This is a genomic window from Streptomyces griseus subsp. griseus (assembly GCF_003610995.1).
GTDB lineage: Bacteria > Actinomycetota > Actinomycetes > Streptomycetales > Streptomycetaceae > Streptomyces.
The window spans coordinates 2,811,753-2,830,214 of the sequence record NZ_CP032543.1 but is presented as its reverse complement, the minus strand read 5'-3'; the positions used below and the strand labels follow the sequence as shown (position 1 = coordinate 2,830,214).

Genomic DNA, 18,462 nt, shown 5'->3' with positions numbered 1-18,462 from the left:
GCTCTTCAGCGGCCGTGGCGGCGGGCGGACGACGATGGGCACACCCGCCCGAGTATTCGGGTGAAAGCGCAATATGCGTGGTGCGTTGACTCGTTCGAGGGCTTTCTTTTCGGTCAATCTGCCTTGATCTCGCTTACTGCCGTGCGGCCCGGACCGACGCGTGACGCGGGGCGCGCAGGGGTCGCGGCACGCCGTGGTGCGGCAGCGGAGGCGGTGCGGATGGACTACGTGGGGCCGCGAGGCGGTAAGCGGTTTCGGGAACGTGGCGGAGGGCAGGCGCGGTTGAACCGCGGGAGGGCCTGACCACCCACTACCGCCACGCAAGGGGTGAACGGATGGCGGGGCTCCCATGACATTCGAGGAGCGCATTCATGCGAACGAGCAGGATCGCCGCCACTGCCGCAGCCGTCGTCGTGGGACTCACCCTGTCCGGGTGCGGGGGTGACGACAGCACGGCGAACGCGGGCAACGCCTCGTCCTCCTCACCCAGTTCCACTCCGGCCGATGGGCAGACGGAATCCGCCCCCGCCGAGCAGCCGGAGGGCGAGTCGGGCGGGGCCGGATCGCAGGAGGGTACGCCGGACCAGGGCTCGGCGGGCCAGAGGTCCGGCGGTACGGGGACCAAGCCGGAGCGGTGCCACACGGACGACCTCACGATCACGGCGAGCGACGCGACCATCGGCGGTGACACGACCAAGACCGTCGCCGTCGAACTGCTGAACAAGTCCGATCGCGAGTGCTCCATCAAGGGGTTCGCGGGGGTGAACCTGTTGTCGAGCGAGGGCGCGATCCCGGCGACGCGCAGGGACCAGAAGGACGCGGGGACCGTGCTGAAGAGCGGTGAGCCCACCTACTTCGGCATCTTCTACAAGGCGAACGAATCCGGCGGTTCCGGCGTCAGGATCAAGGGACTCGTGGTCACGCCTCCGGACGAGAAGAAGTCCGTGACCCTCAAGTGGCCGGGTGAGCCCTCGCTCCCCGTCACCGACAGCCCTGACCCCACGGTGGAGATCGGGCCGATGGGCAGCGTCGGGCAGGGTGGCTGACCCGCCTCTGTAAGAGCCCCCTGCGCGGGGAGACGTGCGGCCCCACAAGAGCCCCCTGCGCGGGGAGACGCGCGCCCCACCGCACGACGCCGTTCGGGCCCCTTCGCGTCGCGGCTACCGATCGCCGCGCAGGTAGCGCGTGACCATGTCCGTCAGCTCGTTCTCCAGCGTCTCCTCCGGGATGCGCCGGGGGTCGGCCATGTGCTTGTGCGTGTTCATCTCGACCGTGAACAGGATCAGTTCGGCCGCGGTGTCCAGGTCCCGTACGTGGACGTCCGGATGCCGGGCGAGGAGCTCACGCACCTGGCTCACCCGTTTCTTCCCGTGCCGGTCGATCGTGTCGAGCAGCTCCTGCGAGAACGACGCCTCCTCGATCATGATCCGCAGCAGCTGCGGATCGTCGCGGTGGTTGTCGATCGCGTCGCGGACCAGCGCCCGCGCGGCCGCCCGCAGGCTTCCCGCCGACAGATCGAGCTGATCGGCCTGCGTCCACGTACCGCGGTCGATGTGCCGCACCAGCAGCTCGGCCAGGACGGAGTCCTTGTTCGGGAAGTACTGGTACAGGGACCCGATCGAGATACGGGCGTGCTCGGCGATGCGGTTGGTGGTGCCGGCGGCATACCCGTACTCCGCGAAAACGTGAGCAGCGGCGTCGAGGATGCGCTCGCGGGTGAGGTCCGCGCGCACCTGGCGAGGCTTGCGACGTGGTTGGAGACGACGGTCGGCCGATGGCATGAGGGGCCTCCTGCGGCGCGCGAAATGCGAGTAGCCAAAGAGCTGAGCTATTACTCACAATAGTGCCATGACCTGCGAAGAAAGCACTCTTCCCGGTAAGGGGGAGGTGCCTTGATCCCCAAGGTGCACCTCCCCGAGTCGCGCACGATGATCACGCTGGAGGTGCTCGGTCGCGAGTTCCTCAGCCCGGGTTTCGCGAGCGTCACCCTCGGTGGCCCCGCCGTGCGGGACCTGCTGGTCGCCGGCGGGGACCAGGCGGTCCGGCTGTTCTTCCCCCGGGAAGGACAGGCCGGACTGCGGATGCCGACCCTCTCGAACGAGGCGTGGATCGCCCAGCTGATGCTGGTGCCGAAGTCCGCCCGCCCCTGGGTCCGCAATCTGACGGTCCGGCGGGCGCGGCCGGAGGAGGGCGAGATCGACATCGAGTTCGCCCTGCACGGCGACGCGCCTCTGTCGTCCTGGGTACGCCGGGTGGAGCCGGGCGACCCGGCCGGGATCTTCGACATCGGCACCACGTACCGCTTGCCGGAGCACGCGGAGGGGCAGCTGCTGGTCGGTGACGAGACCGCGCTCCCCGCCATCCTCTCGATCCTCGATGGATCAACTGGCCTGCCACCGACGGAGGTTCACCTGGAGGTGGCCTCCTCGGCCGACATCCGGTCCGTCGAGGTCCCTGCGGGGGTCCGCATCCACTGGTACGCCCGCGACGACGCGGAAGTGCGGCCCGGGAGCCTGGCCCTGGCCGGGGTGCGCGGCGCGGCCCTGCCGTCCGGCCGCTTCTCCACGTGGGTCGCGGGGGAGTCCCGGCTGGCCACATCGGTGCGGCGGTATCTGGTCAACGAGCGCGGTGTGCCCAAGCGGGACGTCACGTTCGTCGGCTACTGGCGCCTGGGGCGGTCCAGCCCGGGCTGAGACCGGTGCGCGTCGGACGGCAGGGGGCCGGACCAGGCGGGCGGCAGCGGAGGCCCGGCCCGGCGGGCGGCAGCGGAGGCCCGGTCGGGAGGCCCGGCCCGGAGGCCGGATGGAGAGCCGGTCCGCGGACCGGACGGAGAGGGAGTTCCCATGGAGAAGACGGACCGGCCGGGTGGTGCGCACCGGCTGACGACGGTCGACGAGGTCGAGCGGACCATCGGCCGGCCGCCGTCGGTGATCATGCTCAAACAGATCAAGGCCCTCGACGAGGGCTGCCGGACCGTCCTGGCCCGGTCTCCCGTCGCGGCCTTCGGCTACCGGGCCGCCGATGGCACCAGCAGGACCACCTTCATCGGCGGGGCGCCGGGTTTCGTCCGCGTCCATTCGCCCACGCGGATCTCGTTCCTCCTGCGCGAGCCCGCCGACCCGTACGGCCCGGTCTCGTTCTTCTTCCTTCTGCCGGGCGTCGGGGAGATCCTGCGGGTCAACGGCTCGGTGGCGGCCGCCCGGAAGGGTGCCGAGGTCACCGTCGATGTCGTGGAGGCGTTCGTGCACTGCGCGCAGGCCGTCCTGCGGTCGCGGCTGTGGCAGCCATCGGCCCCGGGGGAGGTGCCCGCTCCGTCCGGTGGGGCAGGTGCGCCGAGCCCGGCGGACCCGGCCGACCTGTCCGGACCGGCGGACTCGGCTGAGCCAGCGGACCCGGCTGAACCGGCCGGTCGTCCCGTCGAGGCCGCCGGTCCGGGACCCGGCCCGCTCGGTGGACCCGGGATCGCCGAGTTCCTGGCGGCGGCGCCGTTCCTCGCGCTGTCCACCTGGGACGCGTCCGGCGGCGCCGACACGAGCCCGCGCGGCGACCGGCGGGCGGCGGTGCGGATTCTCGACGGCCGGACGCTCCTCCTGCCGGACCGGAGGGGCAACAAGCGCGCCGATACGCTCCACAACCTGGTGCGGGACGACCGGCTCTCCCTCGCCGCACTCGTGCCGGGACGCACCGGTGTGCTGCACGTCCGGGGCCGGGGCACGATCACCGACGACCCCGCGCTGCTGGAGACGATGGCGCTGCGCGGGACACCCCCGCACGCGGCGCTGCTCATCGATGTCGAGTACGTGGAGCTCACCGGCAACGACGCCGTGGCACGCTCGCGGCTGTGGTCGCCCGGAGCCCACCTCGGCCGGGGTGCGGTGCCGGACCTGATGGCACTGGCGGGAGAACACCTTGCCGCCAACTCGGCCGAGGCGAAGGGCGGTTCCTCCGCCTTTCTGCTGAGAGCGCTCATGGCGGTGCCGGGCCTGTCCCGGTTGCTGCGCCTGGTGGTCGACCGTGCCTACAGCTCCGGGCTGCGCAAGGAGGGGTACGACGCCCTCGTGCCCGCCAGGAGCGGGCGGCGTCGCCGTCTCCCGTACCGCCTGTCCGCGGGCGCCGGTCGGGAGGACCGCGCGGAGCGGCAGGACCTGAGGGAGGTGCGGATCGCCGAGGTGCGCCGGGAGACGCCGAGTGCGGTCACCCTCGTCCTGGAGGACTTCGGGCGGGAACCGGGCCCGTTCGACTTCCGGCCGGGCCAGTTCTTCACCCTCGTCGCCGACATCGACGGGCGCCCGGTGCGGCGGGCCTACTCGGCCTCCTCGGTGCCCGGATCGGCCCGGCTGGAAGTCACGGTCAAACACATCGAGGGCGGCCGGTTCTCCGCCCACGTCCATCAGGGTCTCCGGGCCGGTGACCGTATCGCGGTGCGCGGCCCGTCGGGCCACTTCCACGCGGCGCCGCAGCCACCGGACGAGATCGTGCTCGTCGCGGCGGGCAGCGGGGTGACACCCATCATGAGCATGATCCGTACCCGGCTCTCCGACCGCTCGGCGCGCGACCGCATGACGCTGCTCCACAGCAGCTCCAGCGCGGAGGAGGCCATCTTCGGCGAGGAGTTGGCGCGGCTCGCGAAGGACCATCCGGACCGGCTCTCGGTCACCCAGGTCCTCTCCCGCCGCGACGGACGCCTCGACGCGGACCGGGTACGCCAGTGGGTCACGGCTGCGGCTCCGGCCCGGGACGCCCACTACTACGTCTGCGGGCCGGTCCCGCTGACGGCCCTCGTCCGGGAGGTCCTCGCGGGGCTCGGGGTGGCGGACGGACAGGTGCACCACGAGCGCTACACCGGCGGTACGGAAGCCGGGGCCGGGACCACCGTGCCACGGCGGATGACGGTCGAGAGGGACGGCCAGCCCGTCGGCGCGGCGGTGGTGGAGCCGGGCCAGACGCTCCTGGAGGCGGGACTGGCCGCGGGGCTGCCGATGCCGTACTCCTGCACCGTGGGGAACTGCGGCGACTGCATGGTGCGGCTGAGGGACGGGGAGGTCACACAGGGCGAGCCGAACTGCCTCACGGAGCGGCAGCAGGGCGACGGCTACGTGCTGGCGTGCGTGGGGTGCCCGCTGTCGGAGGTCACCCTCGACATCGCGGACCCCTGATCAATCGCGGCCCCCTGACCATCCGCCCGGTCTCCGGCGGGGCGCTGACCGGCTTGGCCCGGCCCCGGGCTCAGGCCCCGCTCCCGGCCTCCCCCGGTGCTTCGGGGCGGCCGGAGATCAGGTGGAGGTGTCCTGCCTGCCGTCCGTCTCGGTGATGACCGGGAAGCGGCGCGGGGCGAGGACGACGAGGGCGAGCAGGGCCAGGGCGGCGGCCCCCGCCGCGCCGATGTAGACGTAGTCCACCGCCGCGTCCACCGCCCGCCGCAGGTAGTCCGTCGCCGCCGCCGAGAGCGCGCCCGGGTCCTCCAGCGTGCGGGCGACCGCGTCCAGGTCGTCGGGGAGCCCGGATACGGGGGCGTCGAGGAGACGGGCGGCCAGCACGCTGTTCGCCACCGCGCCGAAGACCGCCGCGCCGATGCTCTGGCCGACCTGGCGGCAGAAGAGGACGGACGCCGTCGTCGTACCCCGCTCCGCCCACCCGACCGTCGACTGCACCCCTACGATCAGCGGCAGTTGGAAGAGCCCGAGGGCCGCGCCGAGCAGCAGCATGATCAGGGCGGGCTGCCAGGGTTCGCCGGGGTAGGGGAGCAGCGGGAAGGCCAGCAGGATCAGCAGCGCGGCGCTCATGCCGATGATGGCGGTGAGCCGGAAGCCGATGCGGTTGTAGACCCGGTCCGAGAGCGCTGCCGAGACCGGCCAGCTCAGCGTCATCACGGAGAGCACGAACCCGGCCGCGATCGGGCCGAGGCCGAGGACCGACTGCGCGTACGTGGGCAGGAAGACGGTCGGCGCCACCATCAGCAGCCCCATCGCGCCCAGCGCCAGGTTGACCGAGGCGATGGTGCGGCGGCGCCAGACCCACCCCGGGATGATCGGTTCCGCCGCCCGTCGCTCGATGACGACGGTCAGCGCGGCCAGCGCCGCGCTCGCCGCGAACAGGCCGAGCGAGGGCGCCGAGAGCCAGGGCCAGGCGACCCCGCCCTGCACGAGCGCGGTGAGCAGCAGGGTGCCGGTCGCGAAGACGGCCAGCGCGCCCGCCCAGTCGATACGGGGACGGGTCTTCGGGCGGGGGCGTGCGGGCTCGTGGAGGTGGCGGACGACCAGCCAGAGGGCGATCGCGCCCACCGGCAGGTTGATGAGGAAGATCCACCGCCAGTCGGCGTACCCGGCGAGCAGCCCGCCGACCACCGGCCCGGCGACCGCCGACGTGGCCCAGACCGTGGACAACTTGGCCTGGATGCGCGGGCGTTCCTTGAGGGGGTAGAGGTCGGCGGCGATGGTCTGGACGGTGCCCTGGAGGGCGCCGCCGCCGAGCCCCTGGACGATACGGAAGGCGATGAGCGCGCCCATGTTCCAGGCGGCGGCGCAGAGCAGCGAGCCGACCAGGAAGAGGATGATCCCGGCGATCAGGACCGGCTTGCGGCCGAAGGTGTCGGAGAGCTTCCCGTACACGGGGAGCGTGACGGTGACGGCGAGCAGGTAGCCGGAGAAGAGCCAGGAGAAGACGGTGAAGCCGCCGAGGTCGCCGACGATCTGGGGTACGGCGGTGGAGACGATGGTGCCGTCGATGGCGGCGAGCGCCATGCCGAGCATGAGAGCCGCGACGACGGGGCGGCGGCCGCGCGGGGTGGTGAGGGCGGTGGGGGGCGGCCCGGCCGCCGCCACGGGGACGTCGCCCGCGGCGGGCGGGCCGCCGGGCCCCTCCGTACCGTGCGTACCGCCCGTGCCGTCCCTGGCTTCCGTGCCGCCCACCGATTTTCCTTCCCCATGCACGTATCTCCCCGGGCACTGTCTCATCCCGGGCGGCGGCGTGGGAACGTTCGGGCGAGGTCGTGCCTGGCATGGGGGTGTTCGGGCGGGATCGTGCCGGGCGTGGGGGCGGTCGGGCGAGATCGTGCCCGGCGCGGGGACGGTCGGGCGAGGTCGTGCGCGGCGCGGGGTGTTCGGGCCGGATCGTGCGCGCGGCAGCGGCGGTGACGGGCCTCAGACGTGCAGTTCGGGCGGGAAGCCGGTCCAGCGCAGGTCGGCGGGGAGGTGGCGCATGTCGTTGGCCAGGAGGATGGAGGCGGGCCGGTCGGGCGGGTAACGGATCACCGTGAGGGCCGCGTTGGCGTGATTGAGGCCGAGCCAGCGCCACTTGGGTGCGTACATGGCGTCCCGGACGAGCCAGGCGACCAGGAAGTTGTGGGTGACGACCAGTTCGTGCCGGTCCGCCTCGCCGTCGACCGGGCCGGTGAACGCGTCCAGCGCCCGACGGGCCAGGGCGGGCCCGTGCTCCCGTTCCTCCTCGCCGGCCCCTTCGAGGAAGCGGAGGAAGAGGCCGGCCGACTCCGGCGGGAGTTCGTCCCGGTGCGGGACGTGGGGGACGTAGTCGCCGGCGAGCGGGGAGCGGTGCAGCGGTACGTCTCCCAGCTCGGCGCCGATCAGGCGCGCGGTCTCCTCCGCGCGGGGGAGCGGGCCGTGGTGGACGGCCGCGAAAGGGACGTCCGCGAGGCGCCGGCCGAGCAGGGTGGCCTGGCGGCGGCCGTTCTCCGTCAGGCCGCTCTCGTCCGGGGCCGCTTCGCCGTGCCGGACGAGGTGGAGGAAGCGGGTGGAGGCAGCGGTGGCGGTCATGTCCCAACCCCTTCGGGCGCGCCGGTGATCTTGCCCTTCGGTGGACGCCGCGCCTCCGTTCGTGGTTCCCCGGGCGGGACCCTGACCCCGCCTCCCTCCGCGGGGTGAGTCCCCCTAGGGGGCACCCCCTCCCCGTGGCCAGGGCCCCTTCCTCCCGGCGGAGGACGTGGAGCGCGAGGGCGTTTCCTTAACCTGTTCTTACGTCGCGCCTGCGGCCCGCAACAGGGGGGAGGGTGGGGAAAACCCCACCTCAAGACTGCGCTGGGCACCATCGCGCCGGACAACTTGCTGAACCCAGACTTGGACCGTACTCAACGAGATCCAGTCATCCACTGACATAGGAGACTTACCGTGACAACGGCTGTAACCATTCCCAGGCACGGGGGCACTGGAGGGCGTACGGCCGTCGCGGCGCGAGCGCGGCAGGTCCTCAAGGCGTACGGCAGCGGGGAGACCCGCGTCGTCGCACTCGACCACGTCGACGTGGACGTAGCCCGCGGGCAGTTCACGGCGATCATGGGCCCGTCCGGCTCCGGCAAGTCGACGCTGATGCACTGCCTGGCCGGTCTCGACACGGTGACGTCGGGCGAGATCTTCCTCGACGAGACCGAGATCACCCAGCTCAAGGACAAGAAGCTCACCCAGCTCCGGCGCGACCGGATCGGCTTCATCTTCCAGGCGTTCAACCTGCTCCCGACGCTCAACGCGATCGAGAACATCACACTGCCGATGGACATCGCGGGCCGCAGTCCCGACGCCGACTGGCTGCGTCAGGTCGTGGAGACGGTCGGGCTCGCCGAGCGCCTCAAGCACCGCCCCACCCAGCTCTCCGGCGGCCAGCAGCAGCGTGTCGCCGTCGCCAGGGCGCTGGCCGCCCGGCCGGAGATCATCTTCGGTGACGAGCCGACGGGGAACCTGGACTCCCGGGCCGGGGCCGAAGTGCTGTCCTTCCTCCGCAAGTCGGTCGACGAGCTGGGCCAGACCATCGTCATGGTCACCCACGACCCGGTCGCCGCCTCCTACGCGGACCGTGTGCTGTATCTCGCCGACGGCTCCATCGTCGACGAGATGTACAACCCGACGGCGGACCAGGTCCTCGACCGTATGAAGCACTTCGACGCGCGTGGGCGGACGTCATGACCGTCTGGAAGACCTCGATGCGCAACTTCTTCGCGCACAAGGGCCGGATGGCCCTCTCGGCGGTGGCGGTGCTGCTCTCCGTGGCCTTCGTCTGCGGCACCCTGGTGTTCACCGACACGATGAACACCACCTTCGACAAGCTCTTCGCCGTGTCCTCCCCGGACGTCACGGTCAGCCCGAAGGACGCCCAGGAGAGCGACGAGCAGCCCGGCAACGGCAAGCCCGCCACCCTGCCCGCCTCGCTCGTCCAGCAGGTCGAGAAGGCCGAGGGCGTGGAGAAGGCGGAGGGGTCCGCCTTCTCCATGGCGGTGACCGTCGTCGACAGCGAGAACAAGAACATGGGCTCCGACACCGGCGCCCCCACCATCGCGAGCAACTGGACCGACAACGACCTGCGTTCGATGGAGATCACCTCCGGTCACGCGCCCCGCGGCCCCACCGAGGTGATGATCGACGCCGACACCGCGAAGAAGCACCAGCTGAGGATCGGCGACGAGCTGCGCACCATCGCCGTCACCGGTGACATCAGGGCGAAGATCAGCGGCATCGCGTCCTTCACCGTCACCAACCCGGGCGCGGCCGTCGTCTACCTCGACACCGCCACCGCCCAGACCCACCTGCTGGGCTCCCCCGACGTCTTCACCCAGGTCCTGGTCACCGCCGAGAGCGGCGTCAGCGACACCCAGCTCAAGAAGAACGTGGCCGCCGCCCTCGACGGCTCCGCCGCGTACAAGCTGCAGACCCAGCAGGAGGCCGCCGACGCCAACAAGGACTCCATGGGCGCCTTCCTGGACGTCATGAAGTACGCGATGCTCGGCTTCGCCGGGATCGCCTTCCTCGTCGGCATCTTCCTCATCGTCAACACCTTCTCCATGCTGGTCGCCCAGCGGACCCGTGAGATCGGGCTGATGCGGGCGATCGGCTCCAGCCGCAAGCAGGTCAACCGGTCCGTGCTGCTGGAGGCGGTCCTCCTCGGCATCGTCGGCTCCGTGCTCGGTGTCGCCGCCGGTATCGGGCTCGCCGTCGGGCTGATGAAACTGATGGGCGCCGTGGGCATGGAGCTGTCCACCAGGGACCTCACCATCGCCTGGACGACCCCCGTGATCGGCCTCGTGCTCGGTGTCGTCGTCACCGTCCTCGCCGCGTACATACCGGCCCGCCGGGCCGGCAAGGTCTCTCCGATGGCCGCCCTCCGCGACGCCGGGACCCCCGCCGACGCCAGGTCCGGCTGGGTCAGGGCCGGGATCGGACTGGTCCTCACCGGAGCCGGCGGCGCGGCCCTGTGGGCGACGACGCAGGCCGACAAGGCCACCGAGGGCTCGGGGCTCCTCGCCATCGGCGTGCTGCTCACCCTGATCGGCTTCATCGTGATCGGCCCGCTGCTGGCCGGTGTCGTCGTCCGGGCCCTCAGCGTGATCGTCCTGCGCCTCTTCGGCCCGGTCGGCCGGCTGGCCGAGCGCAACGCGCTGCGCAACCCCCGGCGTACGGGAGCGACCGGCGCCGCCCTGATGATCGGGCTCGCCCTGGTGGCCTGCCTCTCCGTCGTCGGCTCCTCCATGGTGGCCTCGGCCACCGAGGAACTCGACAAGTCGGTCGGCGCGGACTTCATCGTCCAGGACAGCGGCGCGGGCCGCCCGATCGTGCCGCAGGCCGCCAAGGCCCTGCACGCGGTCTCCGGTCTGGAGCACCTGACGGACTACACGTACATCAAGGCGAGGATCACCGCCCCCGACGGCAGGACGGTGGACGAGGGGATCACCGCCGCCGACCCGACGTACCAGCAGGACGTCCGCCGCACCGCCCTCTCCGGCGACCTGGCGAAGGCGTACGAGAAGAACGCCATGTCGGTCGGCGAGGACTACGCGCAGAAGCACGGCGTCAAGGTCGGGGACACCCTCACCGTGGCGTTCACGTCGGGGCAGAGCGCGAAGCTGACGGTCGCGGCCATCACCTCCGACGACACCAACATCGACCGCGGCGCGATGTACACCAACATCACCACGGCTGCCTCCTACATCGCCGCCGACGAGATGCCGCAGAACGTGGCGATGTTCGGCAAGGCCGAGGAGGGCAAGGAGAAGGAGGCGTACGCGGCCCTCAAGAGCGCGCTCGCCGAGTACCCGGTCTACAAGGTGCAGAACCAGGCCGACTTCAAGGAGGACCTGAAGAACCAGATCGGCCAGCTGCTGAACATCGTCTACGGCCTGCTCGCCCTCGCGATCATCGTCGCGGTGCTCGGCGTGGTGAACACCCTGGCCCTCTCCGTGGTCGAACGGACCCGGGAGATCGGCCTGATGCGGGCCATCGGCCTCTCCCGCCGCCAGCTCCGCCGCATGATCCGGCTGGAGTCCGTGGTCATCGCCCTCTTCGGAGCGCTGCTCGGACTGGGACTGGGGATGGGCTGGGGAACGGCGGCGCAGAAGCTGCTGGCCCTGGAGGGGCTGGAGGTCCTGGAGATCCCATGGCCGACGATCCTCACGGTCTTCGCCTGCTCGGCGCTGGTCGGACTGTTCGCCGCCCTCGTCCCGGCCTTCCGGGCGGGCCGGATGAACGTCCTCAACGCCATCGCGACGGACGGGTGAGACACCTTCCGGGGTCTGACCCTGGACGGACCCCGGAGCAGCCCCGGGGGAGGCCTCTGAACAGCCCCCCGGAGCAGACCTCGGAGCGGGTCCCCCCGAGCAGGCCTCGGGGCGAGCCCGGGGCCGATCCCCGGCAGGCCTCTCAACGGGCCCCTGAACAGGCGGGGTTCACCGTAGGATGACCGGCAGGTCCCGGGGCGTTCCTCCAAACGCCCCGGGGCCGAACACGTTCCCCGTCCGGTTCCCCGACAGTGCCCGCCGGTCACGGCGGGCACTGTCAGCTTGTTGCAGGGATGGCCGCAGCCGCGTGCAGCAAGCTGTCACGACTGCACCTCTGCGTCCCCGCCCCGCGCTGGCATCGTCGTCCCTACCGGGACCCACCCCGGCAAGGACCCTCACCGACGAAAGGGGACAACGTGTACAGGACTTCGCCCCGCCCGAAGCCGCGCCGCTCGCCCCGCACCGCCGCCGCGCTCACCGCCGGGATCGCCCTCGCCGCCGTCACCCTCCTCGTCGGACCCGCAGCCGCCGCCACCCCGCAGGGGACCGCCCCGGCCGTGTCCGCGACGCACGCCGCGTCGGCCGGGGGCCACGAGCAGGTCACCCGGCTGATCTGTACGGAGCTGGCGGGGGTCCTCGGCCACCTGCCGCCGGAATCCGGGCCCGCCCGGGTGTGCAAGCTGGTCAACGGCTGGGACTAGGGGACGCCTCGGGTCGGATCGTGATGCGCTTCCAGCTCCTGGGTCCGCTCGCCCTCGCGGACGGCCCCGACGCCGTCGTCCTCCAGCCCTCCAAGCCGGTCATCCTGCTCGCCGCGCTCCTCCTGCACGCCAACTCCACGGTCTCCGCCGAGTATCTGCAACGGGCGGTGTGGGGTGAGGACCAGCCCGCCACCGCCAAGGCCGCCCTTCAGACATGTGTCCTGCGGCTGCGTCGGCTCTTCGCCAAGCACGGGGTCACCGGTACGTCCATCGAAGCGGTCCCCGGCGGCTACCGGATCACCGCCGGACCCCCCACCCTGGATCTCCTCGGCTTCCGCGACCAGGTGCGCCGGGCCACGGCTCTGGCCGCTGACCCGGAGGCGGAGCTCTACACCCTCAAGGACGCGCTCTCGCTCTGGCAGGGCTCGCTGCTCGCCAACGTACGGTCCGACGTCCTGCACCGGGACGAGGTGCCCCGGCTCTCGGAGGAGCGGCTCCGCGCGGTCGAGCGGGTCTGCGACCTGCTGCTGGGGCTCGGTCGCTGCGGCGAGGCGCTGGTCGACCTCTGGACCGCTACGCGCGTATATCCGGGGCACGAACGCTTCCATGAGCAGCTCATCGAGGCCCTCTACCGCACCGGACGCCAGTCCCAGGCCCTCGCCGAGTACCGCAGGGTCAAGGGTTTCCTGCTGGACGAGCTGGGCGTGGACCCCTCGCCGTCCTTGCGGCAGCTGGAGCTGTCCATCCTCCGCGGCGAGGACCTCGGGACCGGTGAGGCGGCCGTGCCCGCCATGGACCCGGCCCCCGCCTCGCGGGTCATCCGGGGCGCGACCGTCCCGCTCCCGGCCGCCGCCCCGGGGGCCGTCCCCGTCCCCGCCGTCCCGCACTTCACCGGCCGTGAGGCGGAGGCCGTCGCCATGGCCGCCCGCCTCACCGCCGCGCCGCCCCCGGGCGCCGACGGCCAACGCCCCCTCACCGTCCTGGTATCCGGCGCCCCCGGCATCGGGAAGTCCGCCCTCGCCCACCATGTCGCCCACCTCGTGCGGGACAGCTTCCCGGCGGGACGGCTGCTCGTCCGGATGACCCGGGCCGACGGCCACCCCCGGACGGCGGACGAGGTCGCCGCCGAGGTGGCTGACGCGCTGGGCCCCGGACGTGCGGGCGAGCGCGCCCTGCTGGTCCTGGACGACGTGGTCGACGCCGACCAGGTGCGCCCGTTACTCGCCCCGGGGGTGCGGGCCGAGGGGCCGGACCTCGCCGTCGTCGTCACCAGCCGGATGGGGCTCGGCGGCCTCATCGCCACCCACGGCGGCTGGGTGCACCGGCTCACCGCCTTCACCGAGGCGGAGTCGTACGCGCTGCTCCTCGCTGCCCTCGGCCCGGAACGCGTGGAGGCCGAACCCCGCGCGGCCCGCCGGCTCACCGCGCTCTGCGGCCACTTCCCGGCCGCCCTGCGCATCCTCACCGCCCGCCTGCTGACCCGCCCCGGGCTGCGGCTCGGCGACGCCGTCGACTGGCTGGGCGACGACCCGCTGGCCCGCCTCACCCTCACCGACTCCCCGGACCACTCGGTCAGCGGCCTCTTCGACCGCGCACTCGGCCGCCTCGACCCCCGGCTGTCGGAAGCGCTCCTCCGCATCGGCACCGGCCCGCCGGAGCTGCTGGGCGAGCCCACGGCCACAAAAGGCCCGGAAGCCCCGGAACGCCCGGCAGACATGGACGGCGGGGGCGGCACGAAGAGCCACCCGCCCGTCCCCGAAGACGTACTGGAACAACTCGCCGACGCCGGGCTCCTGGAGGACGGGCCGCCGGGCCCGTACCGCATCCACGACCTGCTCCGCGCCCACCTCCGAAGAACCGTCCGGATCCGCAACCGCCGCACAGAGAAGGTGTGACCCCCATGGCCGAGAGCGCCGCCCCCGCACCCGCCCCCGCCGCCCCCACCGGGTCCGGGGCCTTCGACGCACTCGCGGCGACCCGCCCGCGCATCCGCCGGGACGTCCTGTTCACCGAGACCCCCGGCGGAGTGCTCTTCCACAACGCCGACGGCGGCTTCCACCTCACCGGCCGCACCGCCTACCGCTTCGCCTCCCTCGTCGTCCCCCACCTGACGGGACAGCACCGCCTGGACGAGCTGTGCGCGGGGTTCGGCCCGGCCCAGCGGGCGATGGCCGCCGAACTCGTCAAGACGCTGTACGCGCGTGGCTTCGCCCGTGACATCCCGGCGACGGGCCCGGACACCGCCGGGGACGCCGGGCTGAGCCCGGAGACCGCCGAACGCTTCGCCGCCCAGATCGCCTACGTCGACCACTACACCGACGACGCCCCCGGCCGCTTCGCCCGCTACCGCACCACCCGCGTCGCCGTCCTCGGCGACGACGAGACCGCCCGCTGGTGCGCGCTGAGCCTGCTGCGCAACGGCTGCGCCCGGATCGGCACGACCACCGCCCACACGCCCGCCACTGCCCCCGCCCACGCGCCCGCCTCCGCCCACGACGACATCGCCGCCGAGGCCGCCGGGGTCGGCGCCCAGGTCGGGACGGTCGGAGCCGGGCCGGACGCGGGCTGGGCGGACCTGGACGGGTACGACGTCGTCGTGGTCACCGGTGCCGGGGCCGGGGCCCGCACCCACCGGCTGCTGGCCGCCGGGGTCCCCGAGGGCGTGACCGTCATCCCCGCCTGGCTCTTCGGCCGCCGCCTGATCGTCGGCCCGCTCTCCACCGCCGCCTCCACCGGCTGCTGGTCCTGCGCGCTGCTGCGCCTCGGCGGCAACGTCGACCCCGGCACCGCCGCCGAGCTGTGGAGCGAGGCGGCGGGAGCCGTACCGGCCTCCGGCGACGCCCTCTCCGGCCCGGTCGCGGCGATGGTCGGCAACCTCGTCGGCTACGAGGTCTTCCGCCTCACCACCGGCGCCCTGCCCGCCGAGACGGCCGGCCAGGTCCTCGTGCAGGACCTGGAGTCGCTGGACGTGATGGCCGAACCGGTCCAGCCCCACCCCCGGTGCGCCCGCTGCGCCGCCCTGGACGCCCGCGAGCCCGCCCCCGCGCTGCCGGAGACCCTCGCACTGCCCGCCACCCCGACCGTGGAGACGGCCCGGGACGCGGAGGCGCTGGTCGAGGAGTTGAACCGGGTCAGTTCGGCGCTGGTGCGCCCGTACACCGGGATCTTCCGCCGGTACGACGACGAGGAGCTGACCCAGACCCCGCTGAAGCTCAGCCGGGTCGAGGTGGCGCTCGGGGGCGGGGTGCGGCGCAGGATCGCCGCGTTCGACGTGCACCACCTGGCGGGGGCGCGGCTGCGGGCGCTGTACGCGGCGGCGGAGGCGTACGTGGAGCACGTGGTGCCCCTCCCGGCCGCCGCACACGACGACCCGGTACACGCCCTCCACCCCGCCGCCCTCACCACCGGCGGCGGCACCGGCGCCCGGGTCGCCACCTGGACCACCGCGACCTCCCTCCTCACCAAGGAGCCCGTACGCGTCCCGGCGGCGGCCCTGCGCCCCTTCGGCCCGCACAACCGCGACCGGGCGCACCTGGCGAGCCGGGCCGGTTCCGGGGCGGGCGGCAGTGCGGCGGAGGCGGCGGGGCTCGGGCTGCTGTCGGCGCTGGCGCACGACGCGCTGGTACGGGCGGTGCGGGGTACCACCCGGGTCAGCCCGGTCGCGGCCGACGGGGGCGATCCGGAGCTGGTGTTCCTGCTGAAGTCCGCCGCCAACCTGGACATCGCCGTGGAGCTGCTGGACCTGGGGGAGGCCGAGCGCACCTCGGCCCATGCGGTCCTGGTCCGCGAGGCGAACGGAAGCGCCGCACAGGGCCGTTGGGCGGTCGGAGCCGGACTCTCCCGGCGTACGGCGACCGCCTCGGCCCTGCGCGATCTGCTCGGCCAGGTCCAGCTGGCCGCCGAGGACCCGGGCGCGGTGGTCGACCTCGGTGACCCGCTGCTGGGGGACCTGGCTCCGGCGGCGATCGCGGTGCGCGGGGAGTCGGTCGCGGTGGAGGGCGCGGAGACCACGTTCGACGCGGTGCTGGAGCGGCTGCGGTCCGCCGGGCGCGATGCCCTGTACGTGGACACGACCCCCGCGGACCTGCCGTCGGGCTCCATCGCCACGGCCCGGGTGCTGCTCACGGTGGACGGCGAGGGCGGGCCCGATGCCGGTTGAGACCTTCACGGAGGCTCCGCCCGTACTGGGGGAGTCCACCGCACTCCTCGCGGAGCTGCTGACGGCGGGGCTGGCCCGGCACGGCAGGGCGGAGGCCGAGGCGGACACCGCGACCGTCGAGGTCCAACCCCTCGGCGTACGCGATGCGTTCAGGGCGGAGGGGCGGCACCCGGCCACCGCCGCCGTCCCCGTGCGCTACTACGGCCGCCACGCCGTCGTCGGCCCTTTCCCCGGGGCGGCGGGCCATGACCGGCCACTCCCGGCGGCAGACACCGCAGGCGCCCGGCTCCCGGTGGCAGGCACCGCAGACACCGTGGACACCCAGCTCCCGGCCTCCCGTGAACAGCGCCAACTCCCCTGTTCCCGCTGTCTGGAGCGCCGCTGGCAGGCTGTGCGCTCGGTCGCCCTGCGCGAGGCGCTGGAGCTGGGCGACGGCACCCGGGCGGCGGGCCCGTCCCCGTACATCACGCCCTTCGCGGCGGAGACGATCGCCGGGCTCATCGCCGCCCGGCTGGCCGGCGGCGGACCGGAGACCGGGGCCTTCCCCGCCGTCCACCTGGTCGACCTCCAGACCCTGGCCGTACGCCACTACCCGCTCGTCCCGGACCCCGAGTGCCCGGTCTGCGGGACCCCCGAGCCCGACACCGACGAGGCCGCCACGATCACGCTGAAGCCGGCGCCGAAGCTGCGGCCTGGCAGCTTCCGGGTGCGGGACATCGGGACGTACGAGCTGCCCGTGGAGCCGTACGCCAACCCGGTCTGCGGCTCGCTCGGCCCCTCCGTCGTCCAGGACGTCTCCTCCACCTCGACATCGGCCACCATCGGCTGCTTCTCGATGCGTTCGGGCCCCTACCTCCGCGAGACGTTCTGGGGCGGGCACGCCGACACCTTCGCCGAGAGCGTGCGGATCGGGGTGCTGGAAGGCCTTGAGCGGTACGCGGGCATGCGGTCCCGGGCCAAGCGCGCCCAGGTCCACGCGAGCCTGGACGGGCTCCGGGCGGAGGGCCGGGCAGCGGTCGATCCCCGGACCGTCGGCCTCTACTCGGACGCCTTCCACACGGCCAACCCCCGTGTCCTGCCGTTCACTTCGGACCGGGAGATCCCGTGGGTGCGGGGCTGGTCGCTGCGGGACGAGCGGACGGTTCTCGTGCCGGAGGTGCTCACGTACTACCACGCGCCCGGCCTGGAGAACCGGTTCGTGCAGGAGAGCTCCAACGGCTGTGCGTCAGGCGGTGCGTTGGAGGAGGCCGTCTACTTCGGGCTGATGGAGGTCGTGGAGCGGGACGCGTTCCTGCTCTCCTGGTACGGGCGGGCCGGGCTGCCCGAGATCGATCCGCGCACCAGCCGCCGCCCGGCCACCCGGCAGATGGTGGACCGGCTGGAGATGTACGGCTACGAGGCCCGGTTCTTCGACACCCGGATCTCCTTCCCGATCCCCGTCGTCACCGGGGTCGCCGTCCGCCCCGACGGCGGCCTCGGCCGGATGTGCTTCGGCGCGGGCGCCGGACTCGACCCGGAAGCGGCACTCACCGGGGCGCTCTGCGAGATCGCCACCGACGCCGTCAACCTCCAGGGCCGCACCGAGCGCGACGAGGAGCGGCTGCGGGCGATGGCGTACGACTTCGAGAAGGTGGCGGCGCTCCACGACCACCCGTTGGCGTACGGCATCCCGGAGATGGGCGACCACGCGGACTTCCTGCTCGGCGCGCCGGGAGCGGCACGCCCACCCGCGCGCTCCTTGGAGGAGTTGTACGGGGACGGGCCCGGCGGCCGGCCGGTCCTCCCCGTCTCCGACGACCTGCGCGAGGACCTTCGGCGGTGCGTGGACGCCGTCACGGGTGCCGGGTTCGACGTGGTGGTGGTCGACCAGACCATGCCCGAACAGCGGGCGCTGGGCCTGACCACGGTGAGCGTCCTCGTGCCCGGCCTGCTGCCGATCGACTTCGGCTGGAGCAGGCAGCGGGCTCTGCGGATGCCCCGGCTGCGCACCGCGCTGCGTGAGGCGGGGCTGCGTACGGCGGACCTCACCGACGCCGACCTCAACCCGGCCCCGCACCCGTTCCCATGACCGCGCCCCCTCCGCCTTCCGCTCCCCTCCCTGCCGTGACCAA

12 protein-coding genes are annotated in these 18,462 nt (G+C 73.1%); 9 read left to right on the top strand and 3 right to left on the bottom strand.

Going from position 1 to position 18,462, the window contains the following annotated elements; genetic code table 11:
* The first annotated feature begins 371 nt into the window (after positions 1–371).
* The gene (locus D6270_RS12830; RefSeq protein WP_109165283.1) at positions 372–1,046 is read left to right on the top strand and encodes a DUF4232 domain-containing protein; all 675 of its coding nucleotides are present in this window, start codon (positions 372–374) and stop codon (positions 1,044–1,046) included.
* 114 nt (positions 1,047–1,160) lie between these two features.
* On the opposite strand, the gene D6270_RS12825 is transcribed toward D6270_RS12830, so the two are convergent.
* Positions 1,161–1,781, bottom strand: coding sequence for a TetR/AcrR family transcriptional regulator (locus D6270_RS12825; protein WP_109165284.1), 621 nt, complete (start codon positions 1,779–1,781; stop codon positions 1,161–1,163).
* A gap of 147 nt (positions 1,782–1,928) precedes the next feature.
* Between D6270_RS12825 and D6270_RS12820 the strand changes: the two genes are divergently transcribed.
* Both D6270_RS12820 and D6270_RS12815 read left to right on the top strand, forming a co-directional pair.
* Positions 1,929–2,693, top strand: a complete 765-nt coding sequence (locus D6270_RS12820) for a siderophore-interacting protein (protein WP_202418972.1) — start codon at positions 1,929–1,931, stop codon at positions 2,691–2,693.
* Between the two features lie 150 nt (positions 2,694–2,843).
* Entirely contained in the window at positions 2,844–5,156 is a 2,313-nt protein-coding gene (locus D6270_RS12815) for a 2Fe-2S iron-sulfur cluster-binding protein (protein WP_109165286.1), read from the top strand.
* Positions 5,157–5,273: 117 nt separating this feature from the next.
* Here D6270_RS12815 and D6270_RS12810 read toward each other — a convergent pair whose 3' ends face one another.
* Entirely contained in the window at positions 5,274–6,908 is a 1,635-nt protein-coding gene (locus D6270_RS12810; RefSeq protein WP_204117125.1) for an MFS transporter, read from the bottom strand.
* A gap of 231 nt (positions 6,909–7,139) precedes the next feature.
* A complete protein-coding gene (locus D6270_RS12805) occupies positions 7,140–7,769 on the bottom strand; it encodes a histidine phosphatase family protein (protein WP_109165287.1) in 630 nt (209 codons plus the stop codon).
* 351 nt (positions 7,770–8,120) lie between these two features.
* On the opposite strand from D6270_RS12805, the gene D6270_RS12800 reads away from it, so the two are divergent.
* The 6 genes from D6270_RS12800 (at position 8,121) to D6270_RS12775 (ending at position 18,419) form a co-directional block, all read left to right on the top strand.
* Positions 8,121–8,909 (top strand): ABC transporter ATP-binding protein, encoded by a 789-nt coding sequence (locus D6270_RS12800; RefSeq protein WP_109165288.1) that lies wholly within the window; start codon positions 8,121–8,123, stop codon positions 8,907–8,909.
* Positions 8,906–11,491 carry an ABC transporter permease gene (locus D6270_RS12795; RefSeq protein WP_109165289.1) on the top strand — a complete coding sequence of 862 codons (2,586 nt, stop codon included), beginning with the start codon at positions 8,906–8,908 and terminating at the stop codon, positions 11,489–11,491. Before D6270_RS12800 ends, D6270_RS12795 begins: the two co-directional genes overlap by 4 nt.
* A gap of 416 nt (positions 11,492–11,907) precedes the next feature.
* Positions 11,908–12,192 (top strand): hypothetical protein, encoded by a 285-nt coding sequence (locus tag D6270_RS12790; protein WP_109165290.1) that lies wholly within the window; start codon positions 11,908–11,910, stop codon positions 12,190–12,192.
* A 23-nt stretch (positions 12,193–12,215) separates the two neighbouring features.
* The gene (locus tag D6270_RS12785; RefSeq protein ID WP_109165291.1) at positions 12,216–14,087 is read left to right on the top strand and encodes an AfsR/SARP family transcriptional regulator; all 1,872 of its coding nucleotides are present in this window, start codon (positions 12,216–12,218) and stop codon (positions 14,085–14,087) included.
* 5 nt (positions 14,088–14,092) lie between these two features.
* Positions 14,093–16,351 (top strand): TOMM precursor leader peptide-binding protein, encoded by a 2,259-nt coding sequence (locus tag D6270_RS12780; RefSeq protein ID WP_109165292.1) that lies wholly within the window; start codon positions 14,093–14,095, stop codon positions 16,349–16,351.
* Positions 16,341–18,419, top strand: coding sequence for a TOMM precursor leader peptide-binding protein (locus tag D6270_RS12775; protein WP_109165293.1), 2,079 nt, complete (start codon positions 16,341–16,343; stop codon positions 18,417–18,419). Before D6270_RS12780 ends, D6270_RS12775 begins: the two co-directional genes overlap by 11 nt.
* Positions 18,420–18,462: the final 43 nt, after the last annotated feature.